The sequence below is a fragment of the Metabacillus litoralis genome (genome assembly GCF_007994985.1).
GTDB lineage: Bacteria > Bacillota > Bacilli > Bacillales > Bacillaceae > Metabacillus > Metabacillus litoralis.
The window spans coordinates 32,593-58,710 of sequence record NZ_VOQF01000012.1; the positions used below are offsets into that span (position 1 = coordinate 32,593).

Sequence of the window (26,118 nt, forward strand, 5' to 3'; positions counted from 1 at the left end):
ATATCAAAAAGATATTGAGCTGCACATAGATAAAGATATGATCAATTCAGAAAATCTCTTCAGAAGTGATAACAACATCATTACCATGACCAATAAAGAACATTTTTTAGATGTTGTACAAAATTTAATGGATTTCCCTGAAGGAAAATCATATTACGCAAAAATTATATTAAAGAATGGAGAAACATGGTATGGCTTTCTTGAGGAAGAACATATACCAGAAGAAATAAAGTGATAAATAAGATGGGGTCTGACCCCATCTTATTTTTTATTTGCTTGCTTACCACTCTTTTTTTGACTTTGATGCTGACTATTACCGATTTGAAAATCGCTACCTAATTCTACTTCATTTTCTCCTTGCTGCTTTGCAATTTGCTTTGCTGTTTGCTCTTTATTTTGCATACCTTGCTTAGACATAACCCATTCCTCCTTCATTCGTGCTTTTTTTACTATGCACGTAATAATTCTATTTTATCCTCAAAACTTTTAGGAAACATTCGGTTGATATGTAAATTTAAGTCCGGACATATTCCTCATTTTCCAGCGATGAATACGATGAAAAAGAAAAAATACGAGGAGGTTGGATGCACATATGTATCAACAGTATCAATATTCTCCACAGTTTCCATACTCAGAGCAAGCTGCACATCAACAATATAATCAGCCTATGAATACTCAATTAAAGAACTATACATTACAACAAGTAGAAACGTTTGTTCAATATGGATTAAAGGAAGCTCAAGCTACATCATATCAGCATACTTTAAGAGAAGTTGCAGCAATTGCTTATTTGATGGGTAGAGGCTATGATCCACAAACTGCTTACAAAACGGTTGAATCCTGGGAATTAAATGAATATTTTTATGGTCGTTAAATGATTAGGAGTTTATAGAGGTTCTAGCTTAAACCTATGGTATTTGGCTTATTTGACCGCCTAATCACATTCAGTCATAAACGCCAGACTACTGATGTGTGAAGCTCCGAGTATTGCTAAGGATTATGAGACAAAACAAAAACACCGATCAAACAGAAATACTGTTTAACCGGTGTTTTTTCAAAAGACTTAAGATGCTTGATCTTTATCCTTTTTATATTCGGTTTCCCAATAATCTGCATTTTTAATGCCTAATGCTTTAGGATCGAATACTGGATCAAGTCCTTGTTTTCTTTGCTTCTCATAATCTTTTAATGCTATTAGAGCAGGTTTTGCTAATAGTAATATCGCAATTAAATTCAACCAAACCATTAGCCCTAAACCAACATCACCTAGTGCCCAAGCTAATGCTGCTTCGTTTGTCGCACCATAGAAGGTTGCGCCCAAAAGAACAATCTTCAGAACAAACATTGCCCATTTACTTTTTGTAACACGAGTTAAATATGCAACATTTGTTTCAGCAATATAGTAATATGCCATAATTGTTGTGAAAGCGAAGAAGAATAATGAAACTGCTACAAACCCAGCTCCAAATCCAGGAATAACTGACTCAATTGCAGCTTGTGTATATCCAGGACCAGGTTCTACACCTCGGAGGTTATTTGCAAGCATTGTTCCATCAGGTGCTTCTGTATTATACATACCTGTAAATAAGATCATAAATGCTGTTGCTGAACAAACAAATAAAGTATCAATATATACAGAAAATGATTGAACTAAACCTTGCTTAGCTGGATGCGAAACTTCCGCAGCAGCTGCAGCATGTGGACCTGTTCCTTGTCCTGCTTCATTTGAGTAGATTCCACGTTTAACTCCCCAAGCAATTGCAGCACCAACAATTCCACCAAATGTAGAATCTAATGAAAATGCACTACTAAAGATAAGCTTAAGTACACCTGGTAATTCACCAATGTTTGCAAACACGATAATTAATGATACAACAATATAACCAATAGCCATGAAGGGTACAACATATTGTGCAACAGATGCGATACGTTTTACTCCTCCAAAAATAATAACACCAATTAAGGCAATAAGTATAATTCCAGTAATCGTAGTATTCATATTAAATGCGTTTTCTAAGCCAACTGCAATCGAATTGGATTGGATACCTGGCATTAATAGAGCCATCGCTAAAATTGCTGCAACAGCAAATGTTACCGCAAACCATTTCCAGCCAATTCCTTTTTCAATATAGTAAGCAGGACCACCACGATATTCGCCATCCTGTTTTACTTTATAAATTTGAGCAAGTGTTGATTCTATGAATGCACTAGAAGCTCCAATAAAGGCAATTGCCCACATCCAAAATACAGCTCCTGGTCCACCAAATGCAATTGCAGTTGCTGTACCAGCAATATTACCTGTTCCTACACGACCTGATAATGCAATAGCAAGGGCCTGGAAAGAAGATACTCCAGCTTTAGAACTCTTACCTTCAAACATTAATTTAACCATTTCCTTAATATGCCTTACCTGTAAAAAACGTGTCAGGATCGAAAATAGTAAACCTACCCCTAAACAAATGTAGATAACCGGTGTGCTCCATAGCACCCCATTTAAAGCATTCACAAAATTCTCCAAAACGTTACCCCCTTTATTGAAAAGACTGAATTTTCTTTCTAGAAGAATTATAATCAATCTATTTTGATAAAACAACAAAAATGTGAGATGATCTCACATTTTATTTTTATTCTAGTAAAATATTTAATTTGATTATTATCTAACTATTCAATGATCTTATTTTCTAAAAAAATTTCAGGATAGTCTGTTATTATAGCAGAAACATTAGATTTTATTAACTTGTTGTATTCACTCATCGTGTTAATGGTAAATACACGTATTGGGTATCCACGTTCCTGCACCTTTTTCCCAATAATAGATTGTGCAAAGCTTGCTTCACAGTGGATAGCCTTAACAGGGATATTTTCTACCACTTTTAAAATATCTACTGGAATTCCCTCGATTAGATAAGCTGTTTCTATAGAGTCATTAAGCTCATTTATTTTCTTTAGACTTGCTTTGTTAAAAGAAGACAATATACACTGACTTTGTAAATGAAACATATCAATTAAATGTAGCACCTTTTCCTCAAGCTCCGGATAATCAATAATATCATTTTTCAGCTCAACATTAACTAATAAAGGATAATTTAATGTTGTTACCCATTGTAATACCTCTTCTAGTAATGGTATCGATTCTCTGGAAAACTTAGGATGAAACCAGCTTCCTGCGTCAAATCTTTTTAACTGATTCCAAACAAAATCTTTTACATATCCAATTCCGTTCGTCGTGCGATCGATTGTTTCATCATGTATAACAACCACCTCACCATCCTTAGTCAACTGCACATCTAATTCGACTCCATGTGCCTTCACTTTTGCAGCAGCTCGAAAAGCAGCCATTGTATTTTCTGGATACTCCCCACTAACACCTCGATGTGCGAAGAATTGTCTAGTTTCTCCCATATTTATCCCTCTTTTCTAATTATCTATCAATGTATGTACGAAATTCTGAATGAAAAAGACCCAAGAAGGTAACTCCTTCAAGGGTCACTATGAAAATTAACATTATATCCTGTACTATCTTATTATGAATCCAACCTTCTAGATAGTCATGTAACTATGGATATGCTCAATTACTTTCCTTGCTTTTTATTAGCAACCTCTAGGGCACGATTTGTTTCCTCAGCAGCTTGATCAAGTGCTTCTTGTGGATCCATTCCTTGATATAAGTTTTCCATAGCAGTCACAACTTTCTGACGTGATTCAGGGAAAACAGAAATCAATGCTCCTTGAGTAGCAGTTCCTGGTTTTGTTTCACTAAGTTGATCAACTGTTACCTTTAATTGAGGATACTTTTTCCATTCTTCTTTTACAATATCTTGGTCATATGCAGCAGGATTAATCGCAAAATATCCTGTTTTCACATGCCAATCTGCTTGAACCTCAGGAGTTGTTAAATACTTCATAAATTCCCATGCCGCTCTTTGTTTTTCTTCTTCAATTCCACTTGACATCCATACTGATGCACCACCGATGATAACACCTTGTCTGTCTGCTTCATCAGGAATTGGTAAATATGAAACACCTACTTCAAATTCTGCATTATCTACAATTGTTTTAACACCTGCTGATGAATCTAAATACATAGCCATTTTCCCTGATTGGAATGCAGCACGCATATCATCCCAGTTTTGACCTACATTATAAAAAGTTCCTTCATTATACATGTCACTAATTAAATTAAATACATTTAAACCAAGCTCATCATTAAACGTAGCTTTTGTCGCATTTCCATTACGTCCATTTTCATTATCAACATAATGACCACCTTGTCCAGCTAACATCTCTTCAAAAAACCAACCATAGTTCAAAATAGAAAATCCATATTGACTTGTTTCTCCACCATCAGCTTTTGTTAATTTTTTTGAAGCATCTTTTAATTCACTATAAGTCATTGGTGCTTTTTCAGGATCTAAACCAGCTTCTTTAAATGCGTCTTTATTATAAATTAATACTGGTGTTGAAGAGTTGAAAGGCATTGAATATTGTTCACCATCAACTGTGTAGTAATTTGAAATGTTCGATTCCCATTGTGATGTATCATAATTATCTTCATCAATGAATTTTTGAACTGGTTGCACATGTCCACTGTCGATCATATATTTTGTACCAACTTCAAATGTTTGCATAATCGTCGGTGCATCCTTTGTTCCAGCAACTGTGTTGAATTTTGTTAGTGCTTCTTCATAAGTACCTTGGAAAACAGGGGTAACTTCGATATCTTCTTGTGATGCGTTAAAATCTGCAACAATATCCTTTAAAACTGTTTCAAGATCTCCACTCATTGCATGCCAAAATACTACCTCTTGTTTTCCAGCAGTTTCTTCTGTTTTTGTGCCTTCTGTTTTTTCTCCTTCTTCAGATCCTTTTGAATTTGATTGGGAGCTAGAACAAGCACCTAATACTAATAATAAAAGCGCAGATAAGATAATTAGAAATTTATTCTTCATTTGTAATTCCTCCTTGTTTTTCATTAATCTGTCTTCAGCTTATGTATTGTGAAAGATTATTTCAGAGCGCCTTGTGTTAATCCTTTTTGTAAGCGTTTTTGACCTAAGAACAAGAGAATGAGCGTCGGAAGTATCACTACAACTACTGCTGCCATTACCACCCCCCATTCAGTTGAAATTTCTTGAGATTGCAGCTGTTTCAAACCAATTTGAACAGTTCGAACACTTTCGTTGTTTGTCACAAGCAATGGCCACAGATACATATTCCAAGTCGTTAAAAAGCTATAAATCCCTAGAGTAATCAAGCTAGTTTTTGAAACTGGTAAAACAACATTCCAGAAAAAGCGAAAACGACTAATTCCAGCAACTTGAGATGCTTCATATAATTCTTTTGGAATTGTTTTAAATTGCTGTCTTAGTAGAAAGGTACCAAATGCTAAAGCAAAAAATGGAATGGTTAAGCTTGAATAAGAGTTTAGCCATCCTAGCTTTTGAATGGTTAAGAAGTTAGGTACCATTGTTGCTTCCCACGGGATCATCATGGTTGAGATAAAAAGAAAGAATATGAATTCTCTTCCCTTAAAGCTAACAAACACAAATGCAAAAGCTGCTAAACTTGATACGATAATTTGACCAAGCATAACAACTGACGAAACATAGAAGCTGTTCCATAAATATTGGATAAGTGGAACCTTTTCAAAAGCAGATTGATAGTTTTCTAGTGTTAATGATTCAGGGATAATATTTCCTCTTAATACCTCTCCACCCTGCATAAAGCTAATCATTAATGCATAAAAAATCGGAAACATCATGATTAAAAACGATAGTATTAATAAACTATAAATAACGATTTTCTTTGTTATACTCATTGATAATGCACCTTCCGTTCCCCAATTTTGAATTGAAGAATCGTGACAATTAAAATACAGAAAAATAGAATCGTTGCTTGAGCGCTAGCTGATCCAACATTGTAATTAATAAACGCTTCTTTATAGATGGAATAAACAATCACATTTGTAGATTCCACAGGCCCACCTTTTGTTAAGATGTCAATTTGTCCAAACGTTTGAAACGAATTGATTAGTGAAACCGTTATAATGAAAAACAATGTCGGTGACAACATCGGAATCGTAATTTTTCGTAACTTATACCAATAACTAACTCCTGCTATATCTGCGTTTTCATATAAATGCTCATCAATATTTTGCAATCCACCTAAAAGAATAAGAAAAGCAAAACCAGTGTTCATCCATACCGTAGAGACAGCAACTGATAGTAGAGCATACTTTGGATCCAACAGCCATTGAGTTTCAGATCCACCTATTGCAACTAGGATTTTATTAAAAATACCGATTGCTGGGTTATACATGAACATCCAAATCACTGATGATGCTGCAACACTCATCCCCATTGTTGAAGAAAACATTGTTCGAAAAAATCCAATTCCTTTTACCTTTTCATTTGATATGACAGCTAAAAATAAGGCCAATATTACACCAACAGGCACTGTATATATGACAAATAAAATGGTTGCTTTTATACTTTTTTGAAAGCTTGTTGATTGTAAAAGATAAGTAAAATTTTCAAATCCAACAAATGTAATTGGTACACCCTGTCCATCTGTTAAGAAAAAGCTTAAATACAAGGTGCGTAACATTGGATAAAATAGAAATATGCTAAATAAAAGGATTGATGGTAATAAATACAGTAAACCTACTACAAAGTTTGGTAGCTCTCTTTTCACTTTAAATTCCGTTTGGTTAACGTTAATCTGTTCAGTGGATAGAGATGGAGTACTACTCATAACATAGCCTCCTTAAGTGTCCGCTTATCCTCAACTTTTTCTTTGTGCCAAATACAATCACCACTATCGGCATCAAAAAGTAGCAAATCATCTTCTTTTATATAAAGCGGCATTCTTTCTCCAATATCGATATTCCATTGTCCGTTCCATTTCGCAATCCATTGCTTCGAACCAACTTCAAAGGTTACCAATGTTTCAGTTCCTAATACCTCCACATTGATTGCATCTGCAAAAAAGCTCATTTTTCCTTCCTTTGCTAACTGAACACTTTCTGGTCTAATGCCGATCGTTAGATTAGCGGTATTCATAGGTTTCATAGGTAATTCATCCATCATCTTCTTACTAATTGAAATGGAGCGATTATCTCCTAAAATGAGTGCATGATCTCCTATTTGCCCATTTAATAGATTCATAGGAGGTGCACCAATAAAGGATGCAACAAATGTATTAGCTGGATTGTTATAAATATCTAGAGGATGACCAATTTGTTGAACATCTCCGTTATGTAAAATCATCATTCGATCAGCCATGGTCATTGCTTCTGTTTGATCATGAGTAACATAAATCATGGTAATTCCTAATTTTCGTTGAATTTGCCTAATCTCAGATCGCATTTTTGCACGTAGCTTAGCGTCTAAATTTGATAGTGGCTCATCCATTAAGCAAATGGGAGACTGTGTCACAATGGCTCGAGCAAGTGCTACCCTTTGTCTTTGTCCACCAGATAGCTGCCTTGGTTTTCGATTTAATAGTTCAGATAAACCAAGCATACTAGCAGTCTCTAAACATCGTTTCTTTTGTTCAGCTTTTGTTACTTTTTTCGTATGAAGACCAAATGTAATATTTTGTTCGACATTAAGATGCGGATATAAGGCATAGTTTTGAAAAACCATTGATAAATCACGCTGACTAGGAGATCTTTTCGTTGAAAGTAAGTCTCCAATATAAAGGTCACCACTGCTAATTTCCTCTAGACCTGCGATCATTCGAAGCATTGTACTTTTTCCACAACCAGAAGGACCTACTAACACAAAAAATTCACCTGGCTCAATTGAAACATCAATACCTTTTATGACATTTGTTTGTCCATCATAGGATTTTGAGACATTTTTCAATTCAACTTTTTTCATCATTGCACTCCCTTTTTTGGTATAACGCTTAGAAACTTACTTAGGATTTTGTGCTACTTTCACCGCTTGCACTTTCCAAAGCCATGGTTTTCCGGTTGAAACAGCAATTGCACCACTATCAAGCGCACAATCTATGTGCTGCTGATTTCTTATTAAACCTCCTGTAATAATTGGAAGATTTGTTTCCCTCTTAATCTTAGAAATCATTTCAGGAATAAGCGCTGGCATAATTTCAAGTGCATGTGGCTGGATATCATTTACAGCCAGCAGCCCATTCTTCACTGCATCTGTATCAACTAAAAATAAGCGTTGAATTGTTAGTAATCCTTCCTTCTTAGCAAGCTGGATCAGTGAGCTTTTAGTCGTAACAATGCCAGTTGGTTTTACGTATTTGGCAATAAACTTTAGTCCTTCACGGTCATAACTAATGCCAGGGATTTTTTCAATATGTAAAAAGACGAACCGATTGTGTTTTTTTAATAAATCAACATAACGTTTGATCACACTAATATTTCCTGTTAATAGAAAAGCAGATTGAATGCTAGATTCTAAAAAATGATCTAAGCTTTTCGGATCTTTTATAGAAGCAATTAAGCGATCTTCACTTAATCGTTTTATAAATTCATTTTGAGCCTCGTGGATATCCATACTATTCACTTCCTTATTAATTCTAGTAAAAGCTTAAGCTGTGATTAGTTATAATAACCAAAACAAAAAACCATAAAAAAACACAGGAGCTACGTTTTCGTAATACGCCTATTTCTTTTTATGGTTTCTCATTTTCACAACCTACTTTTTATTCACTTGTCATTCATTACTATCATCTTACTATCAAAACTTTAAGCTAATATGAAGAAATTGTATTAATTTGTAAATCTATTGTTTACTCTTTGTAAATAAAAAAAGCGTAAGCGCCTTGGTCAGCCCCGACAAGCATAAGCCAATTAGGAATAGAAGGTGCTCTTTACCTTCAATTCCTAATTGGCTTATGACCTAGGAAAAAAGGGGGTTATTTTTTCCCTCGAGCCGATGGCGCCTGGAGCTATACACTAAAACTACGTAAAAAACTTATACTTTCTTATCTTTTAAGAAAAGCGCAAGGCGCATAGCCTTAGGCGACAAGCATAAGACGATCCGGCTAGAAGGTTGTTCTTTAACCTTCTTGACGGATTGGCTTATGACCTAGGAAAAAAGGGGGTTATTTTTTCCCTCGAGCCGATGGCGCCTGGAGCTAGACACCAAAACTACGTGCAGAATTTTATACTTTCTTATCTTTTTAAAAAAGGGGTCAGACCCCCTTTAAGGATCTGACCCTATTCTCTGACATATTTCTACAAAAACCGGGGCGTGACAGGCACCTAACCTGGCACCTAACCTACCATTCCAGCGTAGTATCCTTTCATATCCACGAGTTCTTCGTGTGTTCCTTTTTCAAGAATTTTGCCATCTTTTAGTACTAGTATTTGATCTGCGTTTCGGATCGTGTTTAGGCGATGGGCAATGACGAAGGTTGTTCGCCCTTCCATTAATCGCGCTAATGCTTCTTGGATTTTTAGCTCTGTTATCGTATCAATACTACTAGTCGCTTCATCCAGAATAAGGATTCTCGGATTAGCGAGCATAGCTCTTGCGATTGCAAGCAACTGCTTTTGTCCATGGCTTATGCCATTTCCATCATGATTTATTTCTGTTTGATATTGATTTGGCAGCTTTCGTATAAACGAATCAGCATTTGCAAAACTAGCTGCTTCCTCCACTTCCTTATCAGAGGCATCTAGTCTGCCATACCTGATATTTTCCAAAATTGTTCCATGAAATAAGAAGGTATCTTGTAAAACAAAAGCCATTTGTTTTCGTAAGCTATCACGGCTAACTTCTTTAATGTCTATTCCATCAATAGAAATGAAGCCTTCATTTGTTTCATAAAACCTTGATATAAGATTAATTAATGTTGTTTTTCCTGCGCCAGTAGGTCCGACTAAAGCAATCGTCTCACCCGCTTGAGCCGTAAAGCTCACATGTTCAATTGTCTGTTTTTCTTCTCCTTCTTCATATGAAAAAGAAACATCTGAAAAAACAACTTTACCATCTATAGAGGATAGATCATTTTTTGAGTATGATTTTTCCTCTTCCTGTTCATCAAGAATATCAAACACTCTTTCAGCACCAGCTATGGCAGATAATAAAGTATTAAATTGATTGGCCAAATCATTCAATGGGCGTGTGAACTGTCTTGCATATTCTGCAAAAATGACAATCATCCCAATTGTTACCAATCCATTTAGTGCAAGAATTCCGCCTACACCAGCAATAACAGCAAAACTAAGATTGTTTAACATATTCATTACTTTAGGAATAAATCCAGTAATTGTTTGTGCCCAGAACCCCGATAATTTAAGCTTATTACTTTTTTCAGTAAAGGTATTAATCACTCGTTCTTCCTGAGAGTATGCTTTTATTAATTTTTGCCCAGAAATGATTTCTTCAATATATCCATTTAATTCACCAATATGCTGCTGCTGTTGTTTAAATAGTATTCCTGTTCTGCTTGTAATCCACTTTAACCCTAATACCATTAATGGAACAATCACTAATGTGATGGCTGTCAAAAGAGGGCTAAGAAGGAGCATTACAGTGATGGTACCAACTAATGTCAGGACACTTGATACAACTTGAATCACTGAACTATTCAAAGTAGAACTAACATTTTCTATATCGTTCGTTACACGGCTCATTAATTCACCATGCTGTCTTTTATCAAAAAATGAAATAGGTAGCTGATGCAAATGCTGAAATAAATCCTCCCGCATTTTGTTAACTGTATATTGTGAAATACCAATCATCCAATAGTTTTGTAAAAAAAGGGATAACGAATAAAAAACAAAAACAAGAACTAATATTCCCAATACAAAAAGCAAGCCTTGGTCATTTTTGGTGACAAAATATTCATCTATGGTTGTTCCAATTAAATATGGACCTAATAAGCCTAAAACAGAGCTTACTACAACCATAATTAAAACCAATGTAAATAAAAGCCGCTTATTCGATAAATAATCCCACAATTTTCTTAATGTGATAAAGGCCTCTTTAAAGCTTATCTTCTGCTTCTTTTTTGCAGGAGTACTTTTTTCTTTATTTCTTATTCGTTTATATTTAAAAGGATTAGTTAGCTCTTTGAACATTTGCTCCCTCCTCCATTTGAGATTGATAGATTTCTTCATATAGAGGAGATACCTTCCGCAATTCTTCATGACTTCCTTCTGCAATAAGTTCTCCGTCATCCAATAGTAAAATTCGATCAACCTGCTCAGCAGTAGATATTTTCTGTGTAATAACTAAGGTTGTCGAAGAATAGCCTTCTAATGCCTTTAAAAGATTTTTTTCCGTTTTAACATCTAACGCACTCGTACTATCATCCAAAAGTAAAAGTTTAGGCTTTCGAACTAAAGCTCTAGCTATAGAAAGACGTTGCTTTTGCCCTCCAGATAGATTCACACCTTTTTGTCCTATTCTCGTTTCATATTTATCTGGAAGTTGCTCAATTGTTTCCTCAATTTGTGCAGCTTTTGCAGCTCTTTCAATTTCATCCATTGACGCATCAGATTTTCCCCATTCAATATTTTCCTTTACCGTACCGGAAAATAAAACAGCTTCTTGTGGTACATATCCAATTTGATTTCGTAAAACAGCTAAATCAATAGAGGTTATCTCTTGCTGATCAATATATATCTTTCCAAAACCCACTTCATAAAGCCTTGGAATCAACTGAAATAAAGAAGATTTACCTGAACCTGTTCCGCCCATTACAGCAACCGTTTCTCCTGCAGCAATAGTAAAGGAGACATTCTTTAACACAAGCTCATCAACATCAGGATAGGAAAAAGAAACATCCTCAAATCTTATTTCTCCAAATTGAAAGCCATTCTGTGATCCTTCTATTTTAACTTTCTCCTTCGTATCTAGAACCTCTGATATTCTTAGAGAAGATGCACGAGAGCGCGACAGGAACATAACAATAAAGGAAAACATTGATAAAGCAGCTGTTGTTCTTAATCCATAATTAACGATTGCAACAACTTCCCCTACTTGAGCATTTCCATTCATCACTTGAGATTGACCATGCCATAAAATAAATAAAATCGCAATATTCATCACAAATAACAAGATTGGCATTGATGCTTCGATCATCCGTAAACCAGTAATTGTCGCATTTTTTAACGAATTCGTAGATTCTGAAAAACGGTTTATCTCATGATCTCTTCTTACATAAGCTTTAATTAATTTCATACCAATCAAGTTCTCTCTAAGCACATCATTCACTATGTCCAGCTTAGCTTGAACAATTTGAAATAGCTTACTTCCTCGCTTCATTATCCAAATAAGAAAAACAATAACAAGTGGAATAACAACAGCAAATATACTTGCTAATACAGGGTTAACAAAGAACGACATAACTACGGACCCTAGAACTAAAAGAGGTGCTCTTAACATAATTCTAAGTCCCATAAAAAGTGTGTTCTGCAGCTGCGTAATATCATTCGTCATTCTCGTCACAAGAGAGGCAGCTGGAAACTTCGCTAAGCTTTCAAATGAAAAGCTTTGAATTTTCACAAATATTTCTTTCCTAATATCAAAGCCAAAGCTTTGGCTAACATGTGCGGCATAAAATGAGTTGATCATACCAGAAGCAAAGGCAAGGAAAGACAACCCAACCATGATCCCTCCCCATTTCATAACAAGAGAAAGATCTTCTTGTAGTATCCCCTCATCAATTATCTTTGCCATCAATAATGGAAGTGCAAGCTCAACAGCTAATTCTGTTAACATTAAAATTAATGCAATTGAAACAGACACTCTGTATGGAGTAAGATAAGAACGAAACTTAAGCATATATGTGTCCCCCTAGCAAAAACAACAAAACTATTAAATAGAAATGCTAACCTTTGTATGTAGTGATTTCCCAGGCTTTATCATTGTTAATTCCTCTTTACGATTCAATTCATCTGTTTTCGCCATCCAAGGCTCAACACAAACAAAACCTTGCCCCTCCTCAGACCATAAAACAATATATGAAAACTCATCATCATACTGAAGCTTCACTTCTTTATTTAACTCTTCAATTAAAAAGTCTACATGACCAGTTGTACTCTTCAAAACATATGCTTCCTTTTGGTCAACATTAATAACATTTTCATATTTCTTCACCAATAAGTCATTGTAATCAAGATATTCATCACTATCTGCAGTGATTTTCAGTTGTTTGGATTTTGTCTTAAAATACGGATGAAAGCCAGGATATACCGGCATATCTGATGTTGAATGATTTTCATAGAATTGTTCAATAATCAATTCGTTAGGGCGTAATTTATATGTAAATAGGACAGAAAATTCAAACGGAAAACTGTTTAATGTATCTTCATTATTATCTAATTTTAATGTAATTGAAGCCTCAGCTTCAGCAACATCTGTTGTTACAACCTCCCACGGTAGGTTTCGGGCAAAACCATGATTGTTCATTTGATATGTTTGCCCTGCCCATTCATATTCCCCATTAGTAAGCTGACCTGAGATTGGGAACAAAATAGGAATTCCTCCCCGAATATTTATTTCCTTATCATGAAGTGTTTCTTCATTTAAAAATAAGAGTTCTTCTCCTGCAAAACCAAGACTAGTAATAATACCTCCACGCTCTGGTACTACCTTTATCCAGCTATTATGGTTACTCAATTCAACAACCGTTAACTTACCTTCTTTGTATTCCTTATATGTATACATAATGTATCAACTCCATTTTATTAATTCCTAAATTTTACTATACAGATGTTTTAATTACTTATCTAGTGAGAAGAATTTCTATAAAGGTGGACAAATAAATGAAGTATCTTTTGATAATGACTTTTATGATGACCTTTATACTGCTAAATTCTCGCTTAAGGGCTTCAAACACACGATGATGACCTTTTTACTTACGCATACTCACACCTTTGGGCTTCATCAATGAGGGAGTGGGAAAATAAGATTAATTAGCACGATATTTCTGTTTCAATCGCCAAGAGGTCAATGCTGGTTAACTAGTAATTGAAAATAAAAGTTTAATAAATACAAATATTAATAACGTAAATATTAAAAAAGCAAATGTTACTCTATCTAGAATAGAATCCTGCAAAACACTATAGATATGTAAAGAAAGCATTAAGTAGTTTGAACAATCGGGCGTGGTGACTTGTACATGACCATTAAATAAGGAATTTTCGTAGTTAGAATTTAATATTCAATTATTGGAAGTTGATATAGTAAAGAGATTTTTGAAAAAGGATTGGGATCCTGATTTATGAAGGCTATTTTTAAAGCTATTGGATTTTAGTTCGCACTTCAGGTTCATACTTTTCAAAATATGTGAGTAAATCCTCCCTAACAAATAAACAAAGCCTGTTTAAGACTTTGTTTATAAGTGAATTTGAATGCTTTTGTTTTTTTCTTTTATTGTATAACTTATTTCTTCCCATGCTTTTTGAAACGGATAATAAGGAAAAGCACATTTTATTTTTTTGTTTAACGTGATATGTATAACAATTTCTCCATTTAATTTTCCAAACTCGCACTTCTCGATTTCATAAATTGATATTTTATAACGATTCCATCCAAATATGGTAAGAATCAAATGATCTTCTTTAAGTATTAATTTTTGACTTTTAATTGCCCAATACAAAAGAAAACAAAAAATAAGATAGAGCAGACTTGTTTTTGTGAAAAAACGGAAATTTTGTTGTGTTAACTCTTCTCTTAAATAAAAGGTAATAGTTCCTACCGAAAATGTAAGAAGATAAATCCCTAACATAAATTTTATTATTCCTTGTGTACGTGCTTTATAAAGTAATTTTTGATTTGATTTCATATTTTTATTTTTACCTTATTTTATAAAGTTATACACCATTACCCACGATTGCATGATCTAATACTAGTTAGCATTTTCACATCTAAAAGATTTTTTCAAACAAAAAACTTTATTACAATTTTGTAAAAACACTCAAACACCTTGCTTCTACTATTCATTCTGTGATAATTTTGTACCTGTGATATCGATATTCGTTATTGCTTTTCGATAATGGTATTTAGGAGGTATTATATTTTGGAAGATAAAGTGTTACGAAAGCTTTTTCTTGGATTTATTCACATTCATATTCTTCATCATGCAAAGGAACAACCAATTTTCGGAGTATGGATGCTTGATGAACTTAAGGAACATGGCTATAACTTAAGCGCTGGTACTCTATACCCTATTCTCCACACTATGGAAGCAGATGGTCTTTTAATGAGAGAAGACAAAAATGTTGAGGGGAAAATTAGAAAGTACTATTCCATAACAGAAAAAGGAATCTCCATTTTAGGGGAAGCTAGAAAAAAGGCGTATGAACTATTTAAAGAAATCAATGAATAAAGGAGACCGAAGATGAACCAAAACAACTCAGTGTTCAAGACTTTACTAGAAATACTCATTGTATCAACAAGACTAGGCTTCACTTCATTTGGTGGACCTGTTGCTCATTTAGGTTATTTCCATGAAGAATATGTTAGAAGAAGAAAATGGATGGATGAAAAAAGCTACGCTGATTTGGTTGCCTTATGTCAGTTCCTTCCTGGTCCAGCTAGTAGTCAGGTGGGGATAGGAATAGGTGTGATGAGAGCTGGTGTTTTAGGTGGTATCACATCTTTTATTGGCTTTACCCTTCCATCTGTAATAGTGCTTATAGTATTTGCTATTATTTTACAAGGGCTTGATGTTGCAGATGCTGGTTGGCTTCATGGACTGAAAATTGTTGCTGTTGCAGTAGTAGCTCACGCTATTTTAGGAATGGCTCAAAAATTAACACCCGATTTAAAACGAAAAGCAATTGCACTGTTAGCTCTAGTTGGTACTTTACTTTGGCAAACAGCTTATACTCAAATAGCAGTCATTCTGCTTGCAGGATTCTTAGGTTTTCTTATGTTTAAACAACAAGCAGACGATAAACCTTCTTCATTATCCTTTCCAATCTCACGACGATTTGCAGTTATTTGTTTAACTCTATTTTTTGGCTTACTTATTTTATTACCAGTTTTAAATGCTGCTACTCAAGCTAGTTGGATTGCTCTTTTCGATAGCTTTTATCGATCTGGCTCACTTGTATTTGGTGGAGGTCATGTTGTATTACCTTTACTTGAACGTGAATTTGTTCCAACAGGATTTTTAACAGAAGAGCAATTTCTAACAGGCTATGGTGCGGCTCAAGCAGTTCCTGGTCCTTTGTTCACATTTGCTGCTTATATAGGAGCTGTCATTAACGGCTGGCAAGGTGGCTTACTTGCAACTGTGGCAATTTTTCTACCAGCATTTTTACTTATTTTAGGCACATTACCTTTTTGGCATCAACTTAGAAGCAACTCAAAAGTTAAAGGAGCTCTTATGGGTGTGAATGCTGCTGTTGTTGGAATCTTAATTGCTGCATTTTATCACCCTATATGGACCAGCTCTATTTTAGATGCTATCGACTTTGCCTTTGCTGCTATTTTATTTAGTATGCTAGTGTTCTGGAAGCTTCCACCATGGATTATTGTGTTAACTGGTGCAATTGGTGGTTGGTTGTTTATATAAATATAAACCTGTATCTTTATTAAAAAGTAGTTATTGATACAGGTTTTCCTCACTATATTTAAATCCTAACGAATTTAAATTCTGTTTTGCACTATCATACTCTTCTTTGTTGCAGAGATGAAACTATACATAATTATATAGATTTTAATGTTACCTATAACATTTCTACACTAAAGCTAACTAAACTTTTAATGAGGAGGAGTTAACGATGAGTTCAATTCCAGAAATCACACTTAATGATGGTGTTACATTACCGGTAATTGGTTTGGGAACATATGCACTGAAAGGAAATCTAGGTGTACAATCTATACAATACGCTGTAGATCAAGTAGGCTATCGTTTATTAGATACAGCATATAACTACGAAAATGAAGGTGCTGTAGGAGAAGCTGTTAGACGCAGCTCTATACCAAGAGACGAATTAAGAATTACTTCTAAACTACCTGGCCGTTATCAAGCGTATAATTCTGCTATTACTACTATTGAAGAATCTTTGTATCGAGCTAATCTGGATTATTATGATTTATATTTAATTCATTGGCCTAATCCTAAGCAAGATCAATACGTAGAGGCTTGGCATGCATTTATTGAGGCTAAAAAGAAAGGGCTTATCCGTTCTATAGGTGTTTGTAATTTCTTACCTGAGCATATAGATCGTCTTGTGCAAGAAACAGGAGTTAAGCCTAGCATCAATCAAATAGAATTACATCCCTATTTTAATCAAGCAGCACAAAGGAAATGGCACGAGCAAAATCAGGTTCAAACACAATCCTGGAGCCCACTAGCACGAGCGAATGATGTGCTACAAGATGACGTGGTTAAGCAGATTGCGAAAAACCATAACAAAACGGTATCACAAGTGATTTTACGTTGGCATTATCAATTAGGAGCTATTTCAATTCCAAAATCAGCATCTCCTGATAGACAACTTGAAAATATTTCAATTTTTGATTTTTCTCTTTCTCAAGCAGATATGAACTCAATCTCAGAGTTAACAAAGCCTGATGGTAGAATTAATCAACAAGATCCTGCCGTTTATGAGGAATTTTAATTTTTGTCTAGGAAAATTATTCTACTTTATTGAGTGAAGGATCCATTATAGGGTAGGAAAGCTATTACAAAGCATTCTTACCCTTCATTATAGTCTAGTTCATCTCCTCACCTTTCTCTTATCTCGCTTTGTAATTCTCCTGTGAATCGAGTTATTCAACCCTTTATATTATTTACTATTCCAAGAGATTTTAAATTCACACATCTTTTACTAAGGCTGAATTCGTAAACTTTGTTGTTTTTAGAATACCGAAGGAAACAACAAAGTATAAAGTCTAGTGTAGTGGCATCTTTTCTTCTCCGATGACGGACATAAGTAAAGAGATGCGGTGTTCCTGGAAACTAAATTAGGAAAAGCAATATTAGATTGTTTTCTACACGAATATTGTTGGACCTTCTTTCAGAATTAAAGATCACTTAGAAAAAGAAGATGTTAATTAATTTTTGGGCATTCATAAACGATCAAAATTGTACATCGTTAGCTTAACACTTACATCCAAATTGCACCTTTTATGCGATAAACACTGGTTACAACAGATAATGACATCTATTAGCAACAATCCTTCAGAATATGGCCTTTACTAATAATATCCTTCTAAAAATCACATACTAACAGAAATAATCCTAAACACTCTTGAGGTAAAAAATGAACCTTAACATAAATGAAATCATAAGAAAACAACAAGAAGTATTAACAATGCGTTTGCAATATTGGAGAACAGAGGTTTTGTTTACACCTCAATGGTGGTTTCTTCTAATTTCCTTTCTCATCTTGGTTATCCTTTGGCTGCTCATTCTTGATAAAAAAAGAGTGATTAGCATTATTTTGTTTGGGTTTATCTCTTTTAGCATTGTCTCAATATTAGACACACTAGGTGGAGAGCTTCTAGTGTGGGAATACCCTAAAATGGTTTTCCCCTGGGGACCAAGAATCGTTACAATAGATTTGATGATTTCAATTTTCTTTATGATTATTTATCAATTCTTTTATTCATGGAAATTATATATAATAGCTTCAGTTTGTTTATCAGCTATTTTTTCTTTTATCCTAGAACCAATCGCAGCTTATTTAGATATTTATATGTCGCTTCACTGGTCCCACTTTTATTCCTTTCCCATATATATTCTGTTAACTATTTTTATTAAATATGTTGTAGATAAGCTTTTGAAAATAGAAAAAACAACAGGATACTAAGAAGAGACAATCCCTTCATTAACCTGTTGTTTCTGTATGCAGTTCAGCAGTGGCTTTTATTATTGGCAGCTTAATTTTGATAACAAGCTCATTATTACTATATTGATAATTTAGCCTTCCACGATGGAAATCCACTAGATTTTTAATAATATACGTACCAAGTCCGTGATGATCTCCTTCTTTAGTTGTTGAACCAAATTGTTCAAAAAGAGTATCTAGCTGACTTTTATCATCAAAATAGGCATGATTGGATATCTTCAATAAATATATTCCACCGTGTATGTCTGTTTCTAAAACTACTGTTGATTGATCAAATCGTGATTTGTAGCTACTTGCTGCTTCAATTGCATTTTCTAATAAATTTGATATCAATTGGACTTGAGAAGTTTTATTCATTGGAAGCAAGGACATTGGTGAATCCAACTTATAAATCAAATCAATTCCTAATCGATCTGCCCTCATTTTTTCCTTCATTAAAAGTGAAGAAATATGAACCTCTTCACCTTGTATCGTCCCATTTACTTCCTCATAATTCTCCAATAATTCCTTAAAATACTCCTGTGCTTCTATATTTGTATCTTTTTTCATTAAATAATCTAGCACTTGAACATGCTTTAAAAAGTCATGTCTTTGTGCCCTGACTGTTAAAAAATGTTGATTCATTTCCTCGATTTTGTCAGATAGATGCTTTCTCTCGTTTTCCTCGGTTATTTCTATTGGTATTTGTTTTAATCGAACTACTTCACATACTATTATCCCGAAAAGAGATAGTAATTGTGTAAAAGTCTGTTCTGTAGTCAAGATCAGGACTAAAAAGATTGATTGTGTAAGGATCAAATAAGTAAATTTCTCGTAACCTTCTAATGATGCTAGTAATTTAAGTTCTTTTCGAAAGTATAAAATGAGACCGATATAAAAAATTAAAACGAAAAATAAAAAGGTTTGATCATATATAAGTTTGCTAATAGCAAGGATATGAATCAATATACTAAAAACAGCTGAAAGATTATTCTTCACATTTATTTTCTCCTAGTTATAAAACTGATCTTGAAGCTTATCAAGATGTGTTTTTGTAATAATCGCTGTGTTTTTCGAGCCTTGAAAATGTACAACATAGGAATTCTTTGTATATAAAGAAAAATTCTTTACAAAATGAATATTGATGATAAATCCCCTATGTGATCGAACAAAATGAGAGCCTGACAATTCTTCTTCTAACTCATTTAACGTTTGATAGGTAGAATATTCTCCTTCATCTGTATATATCGTTGTTGATCTTCCTGTTCTTTCTATATAAATGATTTTCTTTTTATCTATGAAAAAGATTTCAGATTTATTTTTTAAAACAAGCTTTGTTTTATCAAGCCCCTCTGTACTTTTTTGGAGACGGTTAATGCCTCTTAATAAACGTTCTTTAGAGTACGGCTTCATTATGTAGTCAAGAACATCCAGCTCAAATGCATGGACCGCATAACCACTATGACCTGTAACAAAAATAACCTTAATATCCATCGCATAGCTGTGAATAAAATCTGCTAATTCGTACCCCGATAAATTCGGCATCTCAATATCTGTGATTAAGAGATCAATGTTTTTTTCCTTGATTAATTTATATGCTTCCTCTGAATTGTTTGTTGAAAAAACAATATGAATGTCTTGTTCGTTTTCAAGTGAAATTTGTAGCTTTTCCAAATCATATTTTTGATCATCAACAATACCGACCTTTATCATACCTTCGCACTCATTCCATGAATATTTTACCAATATTTTATCATGTTCATGATGTGTTTTGGCATTTTCGCGACAAAAAAAGGATATTTCACGACAGCATCGGTGTTTTCATTTCAATAGTTATTTATGATAAGTACATAGAAACAAACACAAGGAGGAATTAGGATGATTGATATTCAACATGTTTCAAGATCCTTTCAAGATAAAAAGAAGACAATTGAAGCAGTGAAAGATGTTTCGTTTCAAATAAAAAAGGGTGAAGTTGTTGGTCTTTTAGGGGAAAATGGCGCAGGTAAAACAACATTATTAAGAATGATATCAACTATATTAGAGCCTTCCTCAGGTAGTATTTTCATAGATGGAATCAATATTCATCAAGAGCCTATGAAAATAAAAGGGAGAATCGGTGTGCTATTTGGAAGTGAAACAGGTCTTTATGACAGATTGACTGCTCGTGAAAACCTTAGTTATTTTGCAAAGCTTCATGGAATAAGCAAACATGAAATGAAAACGAGAATTGACTATTTAGCTGTTCGATTTGGAATGAAAGATTACTTGGATCGTAGAGTCGGAGGCTTTTCAAAAGGAATGCGTCAGAAGGTCACCATTGCTAGAGCCCTTATCCACAATCCAGAAATCATTCTACTAGATGAACCAACAACAGGGTTAGATATTACGTCAGCAAATATGTTTAGAGAACTTATCCACCAGCTTCGTAAAGAAGGAAAAACAATTATTTTCTCCAGTCACATTATGGAGGAAGTGAAGCAGCTTTGCGAGTCGATCATTATGATCCACAAGGGAGAAATGATCTATAATGGCACAACTGAAGAATTATATCTTCAAGAAGAAAGTGATGATTTAAATTATATCTTTATGTCTCGTATTGTTAGGGGGAATTTATCATGACATGGCATGTATTCATAAAAGAGCTAAAAGATTCTATTCGTGATCGTAAAACGATTTTTCTAAGTGTTTTATTACCAATTCTATTCAATGTTGGTTTATTATTTTTCCTAGAAAACGTAATGATGAATGAAAAAGTGGAGCAAGTAACAGTTGCTGTTGATAGCAACACAGATCCAGTGGTGATTAGCTGGTTACAGGAATTGAAGGAGCTTGAGGTTGAGCTTGTTGAAGATCCCGTTAAAGTGGTTAAAGATGGAGACGCTCTTGTTGCCTTTATCGCAGATGCTGACTTTATTACAAAGCTAGAAAAGAATGAAATTCCGAGCATTTCTGTTTTTGCAGATCCAACAAGTACAAAAGGTGGAACAACACAAGATTTGATTTCAAATGTATTAACAATTAAAAAGCAAGAGTATATAGCTCAGCGTTTAGCTGATAACAATATTGATCCATTAACAATTGAACCGTTTCAAATCAACATAGAAAGTATTAGTGAAGGAGACGATATGTCACTTTACATGATTTCTATTTTCGCTCAATTAATTATCGTCTTGGCTGTATTAATGGGTGGCTTACCTGCAGCAAATGATTTATTTGCAGGTGAAAAGGAACGAAAAACAATGGAAGCTTTACTAATGACACCTGTGAATCGTTTTCATATTATCGTAGGTAAATGGATGACAATATCAGCTTTAAGTATGTTAAGTGGAATCTTCTCTTGTATCACATTTATTATTGGTGTGAATTTATTTACAGAACGGCTTGCTGACGCTCTACAATTAGATAAAAATATTGGCTTTTTCACAGTAAGTTTATTAGTCGGAATTATTTTCTTTGCTCTACTCATTTCAAGCATTCAAATGATTATAAGCCTTTTGGCAAATAATCTAAAAGAAGCTCAAAATTATATTTCACCAATTACAACTTTAGCCATGGTTCCTTACTTTGTTTTAATTGGCGTATCGGTAACAGAATTAAATTCAACACATTTCATGATTCCATTCTTAAACATTTATGCTCTTATTAAGCAATTGATTTATGGAATTTATGATGTGACGAGTATTCTCCTCGTTGTAGGCAGCTCAGTTGTATTCATCATTATTACGTTCGTCATTGCTTATGCGATGTTTATGAAAAGCAAATGGGTACTTGGGAAGTCATAATACGTTTTGTAAAAAGCAATTTCCGAATTTATTTATTGAAGGCACTTAGAATTTATTTAAGTGCCTCTTTCTGTTTTATCCAGAGGTAAATAGGATTGACATTTTAATGACTGACGTTAAAATAATTTCATTAGCAATCACTCACGTTAATGAAGATGTTACGCCTCTTTCAACTCTTCATTGAATCTTGAAAATCTCCTTTAAAACTACTTTATCTTCCTAGTGAATCTTTTAAAACTGTTCTTAAATAAATAATAGTAAGATGTCGTTTTAAGAGTTGTCTAGTTTATTCTTCAACAGCGATAAAACGTCCTCTATTTTTTATTTGATACCAGATTGAAACCATCCATAGAACAATAATTAAAGCATAGGTCAACAATGACAATGAAACTGACAATGAGAGTGATTTAATAATCGTCATTGAATTGGTAAGTATAATTAACCCACCAACTAAAACTCCTAATAAGTAAGTAGGAACGATACGTACAAGCCAAGCTGCTATTGGTGCAGCAACTACCCCACCTATCATAAAAGCTATTACCCATTGCCAATTTAATTGTTCCAAACCAAGAAACAATATAAAACCTAGTGTAGCAGAAACAGCAATTGCGAATTCACTTGTGCTAACTGTCCCTATAACCTTTTTAGGTGAAATTCCTTTTCGTGCAATCAACATTGGAGTCGTAATAGGTCCCCACCCTCCACCTCCTACTGCATCGAAAAATCCACCTATAATACCAAGTGGAGTTAAAAATCTTTTCGAAAGGGTTGGCGATTGCTTTATTGATGATGACACATGATTAAAGAAGAGGAAACGTATGATGATATAAAACCCTAAAATAATTAAGAAAATGGAGATAAATGGTTTAATTATGTCACCTGGAATGTTGCTAAGAAATGCTGCTCCTATAAATGCACTTATTGCCCCAGGTATAGTTAATTTAAACAATATATTTTTATCAACATTTCCATACCGCAAATGAGATGCACCTGAAGCTGCCGAAGTAACAATTTCCGCCATATGAATTGATGCTGAAGCAACTGCAGGAGCAATACCAAACATTAATAACAATGAAGCGGACGTTGCACCAAATCCCATACCTAATGAACCATCAACAAGCTGTGCCAAAAATCCAATTATCGAAAAGATAATTAATTTATTCATTTCCACATACCTCAATCCCAAGTATTCTTATGAGGATTATAAGGTAAAGATCTTATACTTGTAAATAAGAATATTTATAAAAATCAAAAATTTTTTTGCAGTAAAAAAAGCAACCTAAATTAGATTGCTTTCAACCTTGAATTTCGCTAATGCAACTAAACGGCAGCAGGTTAAGTTAAATAACTCAATAATCAACTATTCTTAGCCAGTGACCATCATTACCAATGGTTATATGAGGAATTTTATTTAATCAAAGCTAGCATATAAAGTACCATTTTTATTTTCTATAACAGTTTTGTTTTCATGTAAAATTCTTATGATATATGCTTTTGATCTCAACAGGGTATGCACTGAAGTGAGATGTCAAAACGCTTATCTAAACAAAAAAGCTAACTCAAAAAGTCGTTGTTTCATGACCTTTTCGAGTTAGCCTTTGAAACCATCAAATATGTTTCGGATGGTTATATTACTATTAATAAAACTTAGATTTTCATAACTCCACCTGTACTTGCTGATGTAACAAGCTTAGAATAACGAGCTAAATAGCCTTTTTTCACTTTCGGCTCAAAGCCTTTCCAGTTTACTTTACGTTTTTCCCATTCTTCCTCAGCTACCATTACATCCATTGTGCGATTTTCGATGTCGATAACAACGTGATCTCCATTTTCAACGAGTGCAAGTGGTCCACCTTCAGCAGCTTCGGGTGAAGCATGTCCAATTGATAAGCCACGAGATGCACCGGAAAAACGACCGTCTGTAACAAGTGCTACTTTTGGTCCTAATCCCATACCAACAATCATCGAGGTTGGTGAAAGCATTTCCGGCATACCTGGACCACCTTTTGGTCCTTCATAACGGATGATAACTACATGTCCTTCTTTTACTTTTCCATTTGCAATACCGCTCATAGCTTCTTCTTGTGATTCAAACACAATCGCTGGACCTTCATGGCTCGTAATTCCGTTTTGAACTCCACCTGTTTTAATAATCGCACCATCAGGAGCAAGATTACCGAATAAAACAGCTAGTCCACCTTTTTCTGTATGAGGATTATCGATAGGTCGGATTACTTCATAATCTTGTATTTCACAGCCGGCAATATTTTCACCCAATGTTTTGCCTGTAACTGTTAATGTATCAAGATGAAGAGCTCCCTCTTTTTTAGATAGTTCATACAAAGCTGCTGATACCCCACCTGCTTCATGTAAATCCTCAATATGATGATCTGATGCTGGTGCAAGCTTAGATAAATGAGGAACACGAGCTGCTACTTCATTGATACGTTGAATTGGGTACTCAATTTCAGCTTCATGTGCTAAAGCTAATGTGTGTAGAACTGTATTAGTAGAACCACCTAATGCCATATCAAGAGCAAATGCATTATCAATTGCTTTTTCTGTAACGATATCTCTTGGCTTGATGTCATCTTTGATTAAATTCATTAATTGTTTTGCAGAATCTCTAACGAATTCCTTACGTTTTGGGTCTACAGCCAAAATTGTTCCGTTACCAGGCATTGCTAACCCAAGTGCTTCTGCTAAACAGTTCATTGAGTTTGCTGTAAACATACCTGAGCATGATCCACAAGTTGGACAACCAAATTGCTCAAGCTCTGTTAATCCTTTTTCATCAAGTTTACCAGATTGGTAAGCACCTACTCCTTCAAAAACAGAAGAAAGCGAGATTTTCTTTCCATCACTTGTTACACCGGCCTTCATTGGGCCTCCACTTACAAATAATGTTGGAATGTTAATACGTAATGCTGCCATCATCATACCTGGAGTGATTTTGTCACAGTTAGGAATACATACCATTCCATCAAACCAGTGAGCAGATACAACTGTTTCAACTGAATCTGCAATGATTTCACGACTTGGTAATGAATAACGCATTCCGATATGTCCCATTGCAATACCGTCGTCTACACCGATCGTATTAAACTCAAACGGAACTCCACCAGCTTCACGAATAGCATCTTTTACTATTTTACCAAACTCTTGTAAATGTACGTGACCAGGTACAATATCAATATATGAATTACAAATCGCAATAAACGGTTTACCAAAATCCTCTTCTTTTACACCTGCAGCTCGAAGTAAGCTACGATGAGGTGCACGGTCAAAGCCTTTTTTAATCATATCGCTACGTAATTTCATCATTCTAATCTCCCTTCACTAAACATTATTCAAGAATGATAGTAATAGGTTACTTCGAAATTTCTAAATAATCAATATATTCTTTTTTGTTTGAATATCCAATTATAAACAAGTGTCGTAATTATGTACTCTGATTGAAAGTAACCTATATTTATCCACAATCTACTATTTAAACACTAAGAACTTTATGAACATAACAAAGTGAGGTAAAATTAGAAGTACTATATATGATCT

24 protein-coding genes are annotated in these 26,118 nt (G+C 34.3%); 8 read left to right on the forward strand and 16 right to left on the reverse strand.

Features of this window, described 5'->3' with window-relative positions:
• Positions 1-37: 37 nt before the first annotated feature.
• Positions 38-235: a hypothetical protein gene (locus FS935_RS17510; protein WP_146949934.1), complete on the forward strand. Its 198-nt coding sequence runs from the start codon at positions 38-40 to the stop codon at positions 233-235.
• Positions 236-261: 26 nt separating this feature from the next.
• Here FS935_RS17510 and FS935_RS23680 read toward each other — a convergent pair whose 3' ends face one another.
• Positions 262-417, reverse strand: coding sequence for a hypothetical protein (locus FS935_RS23680; RefSeq protein ID WP_168714490.1), 156 nt, complete (start codon positions 415-417; stop codon positions 262-264).
• Positions 418-592: 175 nt separating this feature from the next.
• Here FS935_RS23680 and FS935_RS17515 point away from each other — a divergent pair, with 175 nt between their 5' ends.
• Positions 593-874: a hypothetical protein gene (locus tag FS935_RS17515; RefSeq protein ID WP_146949935.1), complete on the forward strand. Its 282-nt coding sequence runs from the start codon at positions 593-595 to the stop codon at positions 872-874.
• Positions 875-1,063: 189 nt separating this feature from the next.
• Here FS935_RS17515 and FS935_RS17520 read toward each other — a convergent pair whose 3' ends face one another.
• The 11 genes from FS935_RS17520 to FS935_RS17570 all read right to left on the reverse strand — a co-directional run bounded on the left by FS935_RS17520 (position 1,064) and on the right by FS935_RS17570 (position 14,778).
• Positions 1,064-2,518 (reverse strand): alanine/glycine:cation symporter family protein, encoded by a 1,455-nt coding sequence (locus FS935_RS17520; protein ID WP_146949936.1) that lies wholly within the window; start codon positions 2,516-2,518, stop codon positions 1,064-1,066.
• A 143-nt stretch (positions 2,519-2,661) separates the two neighbouring features.
• Complete coding sequence (locus tag FS935_RS17525) at positions 2,662-3,402, reverse strand: glycerophosphodiester phosphodiesterase (protein ID WP_146949937.1); 741 nt, start codon at positions 3,400-3,402, stop codon at positions 2,662-2,664.
• Between the two features lie 170 nt (positions 3,403-3,572).
• Complete coding sequence (locus tag FS935_RS17530; RefSeq protein WP_146949938.1) at positions 3,573-4,949, reverse strand: ABC transporter substrate-binding protein; 1,377 nt, start codon at positions 4,947-4,949, stop codon at positions 3,573-3,575.
• Positions 4,950-5,005: 56 nt separating this feature from the next.
• Complete coding sequence (locus FS935_RS17535; RefSeq protein ID WP_146949939.1) at positions 5,006-5,818, reverse strand: carbohydrate ABC transporter permease; 813 nt, start codon at positions 5,816-5,818, stop codon at positions 5,006-5,008.
• Entirely contained in the window at positions 5,815-6,753 is a 939-nt protein-coding gene (locus tag FS935_RS17540) for a carbohydrate ABC transporter permease (RefSeq protein WP_146949940.1), read from the reverse strand. The genes FS935_RS17535 and FS935_RS17540 overlap by 4 nt, the downstream gene beginning before the upstream one ends.
• Positions 6,750-7,883, reverse strand: coding sequence for an ABC transporter ATP-binding protein (locus tag FS935_RS17545; RefSeq protein WP_146949941.1), 1,134 nt, complete (start codon positions 7,881-7,883; stop codon positions 6,750-6,752). The genes FS935_RS17540 and FS935_RS17545 overlap by 4 nt, the downstream gene beginning before the upstream one ends.
• Positions 7,884-7,919: 36 nt before the next feature.
• Positions 7,920-8,531, reverse strand: coding sequence for a glycerol-3-phosphate responsive antiterminator (locus FS935_RS17550; protein WP_146949942.1), 612 nt, complete (start codon positions 8,529-8,531; stop codon positions 7,920-7,922).
• 722 nt (positions 8,532-9,253) lie between these two features.
• Positions 9,254-11,065, reverse strand: a complete 1,812-nt coding sequence (locus FS935_RS17555) for an ABC transporter ATP-binding protein (protein ID WP_146949943.1) — start codon at positions 11,063-11,065, stop codon at positions 9,254-9,256.
• Positions 11,046-12,773: an ABC transporter ATP-binding protein gene (locus FS935_RS17560; RefSeq protein WP_146949944.1), complete on the reverse strand. Its 1,728-nt coding sequence runs from the start codon at positions 12,771-12,773 to the stop codon at positions 11,046-11,048. The genes FS935_RS17555 and FS935_RS17560 overlap by 20 nt, the downstream gene beginning before the upstream one ends.
• A 33-nt stretch (positions 12,774-12,806) precedes the next feature.
• Positions 12,807-13,658: an aldose epimerase family protein gene (locus FS935_RS17565; protein ID WP_146949945.1), complete on the reverse strand. Its 852-nt coding sequence runs from the start codon at positions 13,656-13,658 to the stop codon at positions 12,807-12,809.
• Positions 13,659-14,328: 670 nt separating this feature from the next.
• Positions 14,329-14,778 carry a hypothetical protein gene (locus tag FS935_RS17570; RefSeq protein WP_146949946.1) on the reverse strand — a complete coding sequence of 150 codons (450 nt, stop codon included), beginning with the start codon at positions 14,776-14,778 and terminating at the stop codon, positions 14,329-14,331.
• 234 nt (positions 14,779-15,012) lie between these two features.
• Here FS935_RS17570 and FS935_RS17575 point away from each other — a divergent pair, with 234 nt between their 5' ends.
• The 4 genes from FS935_RS17575 (at position 15,013) to FS935_RS17590 (ending at position 18,760) form a co-directional block, all read left to right on the forward strand.
• On the forward strand, positions 15,013-15,321 hold the full coding sequence (locus tag FS935_RS17575) for a PadR family transcriptional regulator (RefSeq protein WP_146949947.1): 309 nt from the start codon (positions 15,013-15,015) through the stop codon (positions 15,319-15,321).
• Positions 15,322-15,333: 12 nt separating this feature from the next.
• Entirely contained in the window at positions 15,334-16,515 is a 1,182-nt protein-coding gene (locus tag FS935_RS17580) for a chromate transporter (RefSeq protein ID WP_146949948.1), read from the forward strand.
• 208 nt (positions 16,516-16,723) lie between these two features.
• Entirely contained in the window at positions 16,724-17,566 is an 843-nt protein-coding gene (locus FS935_RS17585; RefSeq protein ID WP_146949949.1) for an aldo/keto reductase, read from the forward strand.
• A gap of 645 nt (positions 17,567-18,211) precedes the next feature.
• Positions 18,212-18,760: a CBO0543 family protein gene (locus FS935_RS17590; protein WP_146949950.1), complete on the forward strand. Its 549-nt coding sequence runs from the start codon at positions 18,212-18,214 to the stop codon at positions 18,758-18,760.
• Positions 18,761-18,778: 18 nt separating this feature from the next.
• Here FS935_RS17590 and FS935_RS17595 read toward each other — a convergent pair whose 3' ends face one another.
• Both FS935_RS17595 and FS935_RS17600 read right to left on the reverse strand, forming a co-directional pair.
• Entirely contained in the window at positions 18,779-19,777 is a 999-nt protein-coding gene (locus FS935_RS17595; protein ID WP_146949951.1) for a sensor histidine kinase, read from the reverse strand.
• Positions 19,778-19,789: 12 nt separating this feature from the next.
• Complete coding sequence (locus tag FS935_RS17600) at positions 19,790-20,491, reverse strand: LytR/AlgR family response regulator transcription factor (protein WP_146949952.1); 702 nt, start codon at positions 20,489-20,491, stop codon at positions 19,790-19,792.
• 165 nt (positions 20,492-20,656) lie between these two features.
• Here FS935_RS17600 and FS935_RS17605 point away from each other — a divergent pair, with 165 nt between their 5' ends.
• Both FS935_RS17605 and FS935_RS17610 read left to right on the forward strand, forming a co-directional pair.
• Positions 20,657-21,400: an ATP-binding cassette domain-containing protein gene (locus FS935_RS17605; RefSeq protein WP_146949953.1), complete on the forward strand. Its 744-nt coding sequence runs from the start codon at positions 20,657-20,659 to the stop codon at positions 21,398-21,400.
• The gene (locus FS935_RS17610; RefSeq protein ID WP_146949954.1) at positions 21,397-22,563 is read left to right on the forward strand and encodes an ABC transporter permease; all 1,167 of its coding nucleotides are present in this window, start codon (positions 21,397-21,399) and stop codon (positions 22,561-22,563) included. Before FS935_RS17605 ends, FS935_RS17610 begins: the two co-directional genes overlap by 4 nt.
• 286 nt (positions 22,564-22,849) lie before the next feature.
• Here FS935_RS17610 and FS935_RS17615 read toward each other — a convergent pair whose 3' ends face one another.
• Both FS935_RS17615 and ilvD read right to left on the reverse strand, forming a co-directional pair.
• The gene (locus FS935_RS17615) at positions 22,850-23,728 is read right to left on the reverse strand and encodes a sulfite exporter TauE/SafE family protein (RefSeq protein WP_146949955.1); all 879 of its coding nucleotides are present in this window, start codon (positions 23,726-23,728) and stop codon (positions 22,850-22,852) included.
• A 482-nt stretch (positions 23,729-24,210) separates the two neighbouring features.
• Positions 24,211-25,887 carry a dihydroxy-acid dehydratase gene (ilvD, locus tag FS935_RS17620; protein WP_146949956.1) on the reverse strand — a complete coding sequence of 559 codons (1,677 nt, stop codon included), beginning with the start codon at positions 25,885-25,887 and terminating at the stop codon, positions 24,211-24,213.
• Positions 25,888-26,118: the final 231 nt, after the last annotated feature.

What these genes read in the sequence shown, in the direction of transcription:
- FS935_RS17565 (WP_146949945.1), bottom strand. Translation starts at nt 13,658, where the DNA reads ATGTATACATATAAGGAATACAAAGAAGGTAAGTTAACGGTTGTTGAA.
- FS935_RS17540 (WP_146949940.1), bottom strand. Translation starts at nt 6,753, where the DNA reads ATGAGTAGTACTCCATCTCTATCCACTGAACAGATTAACGTTAACCAA.
- FS935_RS17560 (WP_146949944.1), bottom strand. Translation starts at nt 12,773, where the DNA reads ATGCTTAAGTTTCGTTCTTATCTTACTCCATACAGAGTGTCTGTTTCA.
- FS935_RS17530 (WP_146949938.1), bottom strand. Translation starts at nt 4,949, where the DNA reads ATGAAGAATAAATTTCTAATTATCTTATCTGCGCTTTTATTATTAGTA.
- FS935_RS17555 (WP_146949943.1), bottom strand. Translation starts at nt 11,065, where the DNA reads ATGTTCAAAGAGCTAACTAATCCTTTTAAATATAAACGAATAAGAAAT.
- FS935_RS23680 (WP_168714490.1), bottom strand. Translation starts at nt 417, where the DNA reads ATGTCTAAGCAAGGTATGCAAAATAAAGAGCAAACAGCAAAGCAAATT.
- FS935_RS17605 (WP_146949953.1), top strand. Translation starts at nt 20,657, where the DNA reads ATGATTGATATTCAACATGTTTCAAGATCCTTTCAAGATAAAAAGAAG.
- FS935_RS17590 (WP_146949950.1), top strand. Translation starts at nt 18,212, where the DNA reads ATGAACCTTAACATAAATGAAATCATAAGAAAACAACAAGAAGTATTA.
- FS935_RS17580 (WP_146949948.1), top strand. Translation starts at nt 15,334, where the DNA reads ATGAACCAAAACAACTCAGTGTTCAAGACTTTACTAGAAATACTCATT.
- FS935_RS17515 (WP_146949935.1), top strand. Translation starts at nt 593, where the DNA reads ATGTATCAACAGTATCAATATTCTCCACAGTTTCCATACTCAGAGCAA.
- FS935_RS17610 (WP_146949954.1), top strand. Translation starts at nt 21,397, where the DNA reads ATGACATGGCATGTATTCATAAAAGAGCTAAAAGATTCTATTCGTGAT.
- FS935_RS17585 (WP_146949949.1), top strand. Translation starts at nt 16,724, where the DNA reads ATGAGTTCAATTCCAGAAATCACACTTAATGATGGTGTTACATTACCG.
- FS935_RS17600 (WP_146949952.1), bottom strand. Translation starts at nt 20,491, where the DNA reads ATGATAAAGGTCGGTATTGTTGATGATCAAAAATATGATTTGGAAAAG.
- FS935_RS17510 (WP_146949934.1), top strand. Translation starts at nt 38, where the DNA reads ATGATCAATTCAGAAAATCTCTTCAGAAGTGATAACAACATCATTACC.
- FS935_RS17545 (WP_146949941.1), bottom strand. Translation starts at nt 7,883, where the DNA reads ATGAAAAAAGTTGAATTGAAAAATGTCTCAAAATCCTATGATGGACAA.
- FS935_RS17570 (WP_146949946.1), bottom strand. Translation starts at nt 14,778, where the DNA reads ATGAAATCAAATCAAAAATTACTTTATAAAGCACGTACACAAGGAATA.
- FS935_RS17615 (WP_146949955.1), bottom strand. Translation starts at nt 23,728, where the DNA reads ATGAATAAATTAATTATCTTTTCGATAATTGGATTTTTGGCACAGCTT.
- FS935_RS17535 (WP_146949939.1), bottom strand. Translation starts at nt 5,818, where the DNA reads ATGAGTATAACAAAGAAAATCGTTATTTATAGTTTATTAATACTATCG.
- FS935_RS17550 (WP_146949942.1), bottom strand. Translation starts at nt 8,531, where the DNA reads ATGGATATCCACGAGGCTCAAAATGAATTTATAAAACGATTAAGTGAA.
- ilvD (WP_146949956.1), bottom strand. Translation starts at nt 25,887, where the DNA reads ATGATGAAATTACGTAGCGATATGATTAAAAAAGGCTTTGACCGTGCA.
- FS935_RS17525 (WP_146949937.1), bottom strand. Translation starts at nt 3,402, where the DNA reads ATGGGAGAAACTAGACAATTCTTCGCACATCGAGGTGTTAGTGGGGAG.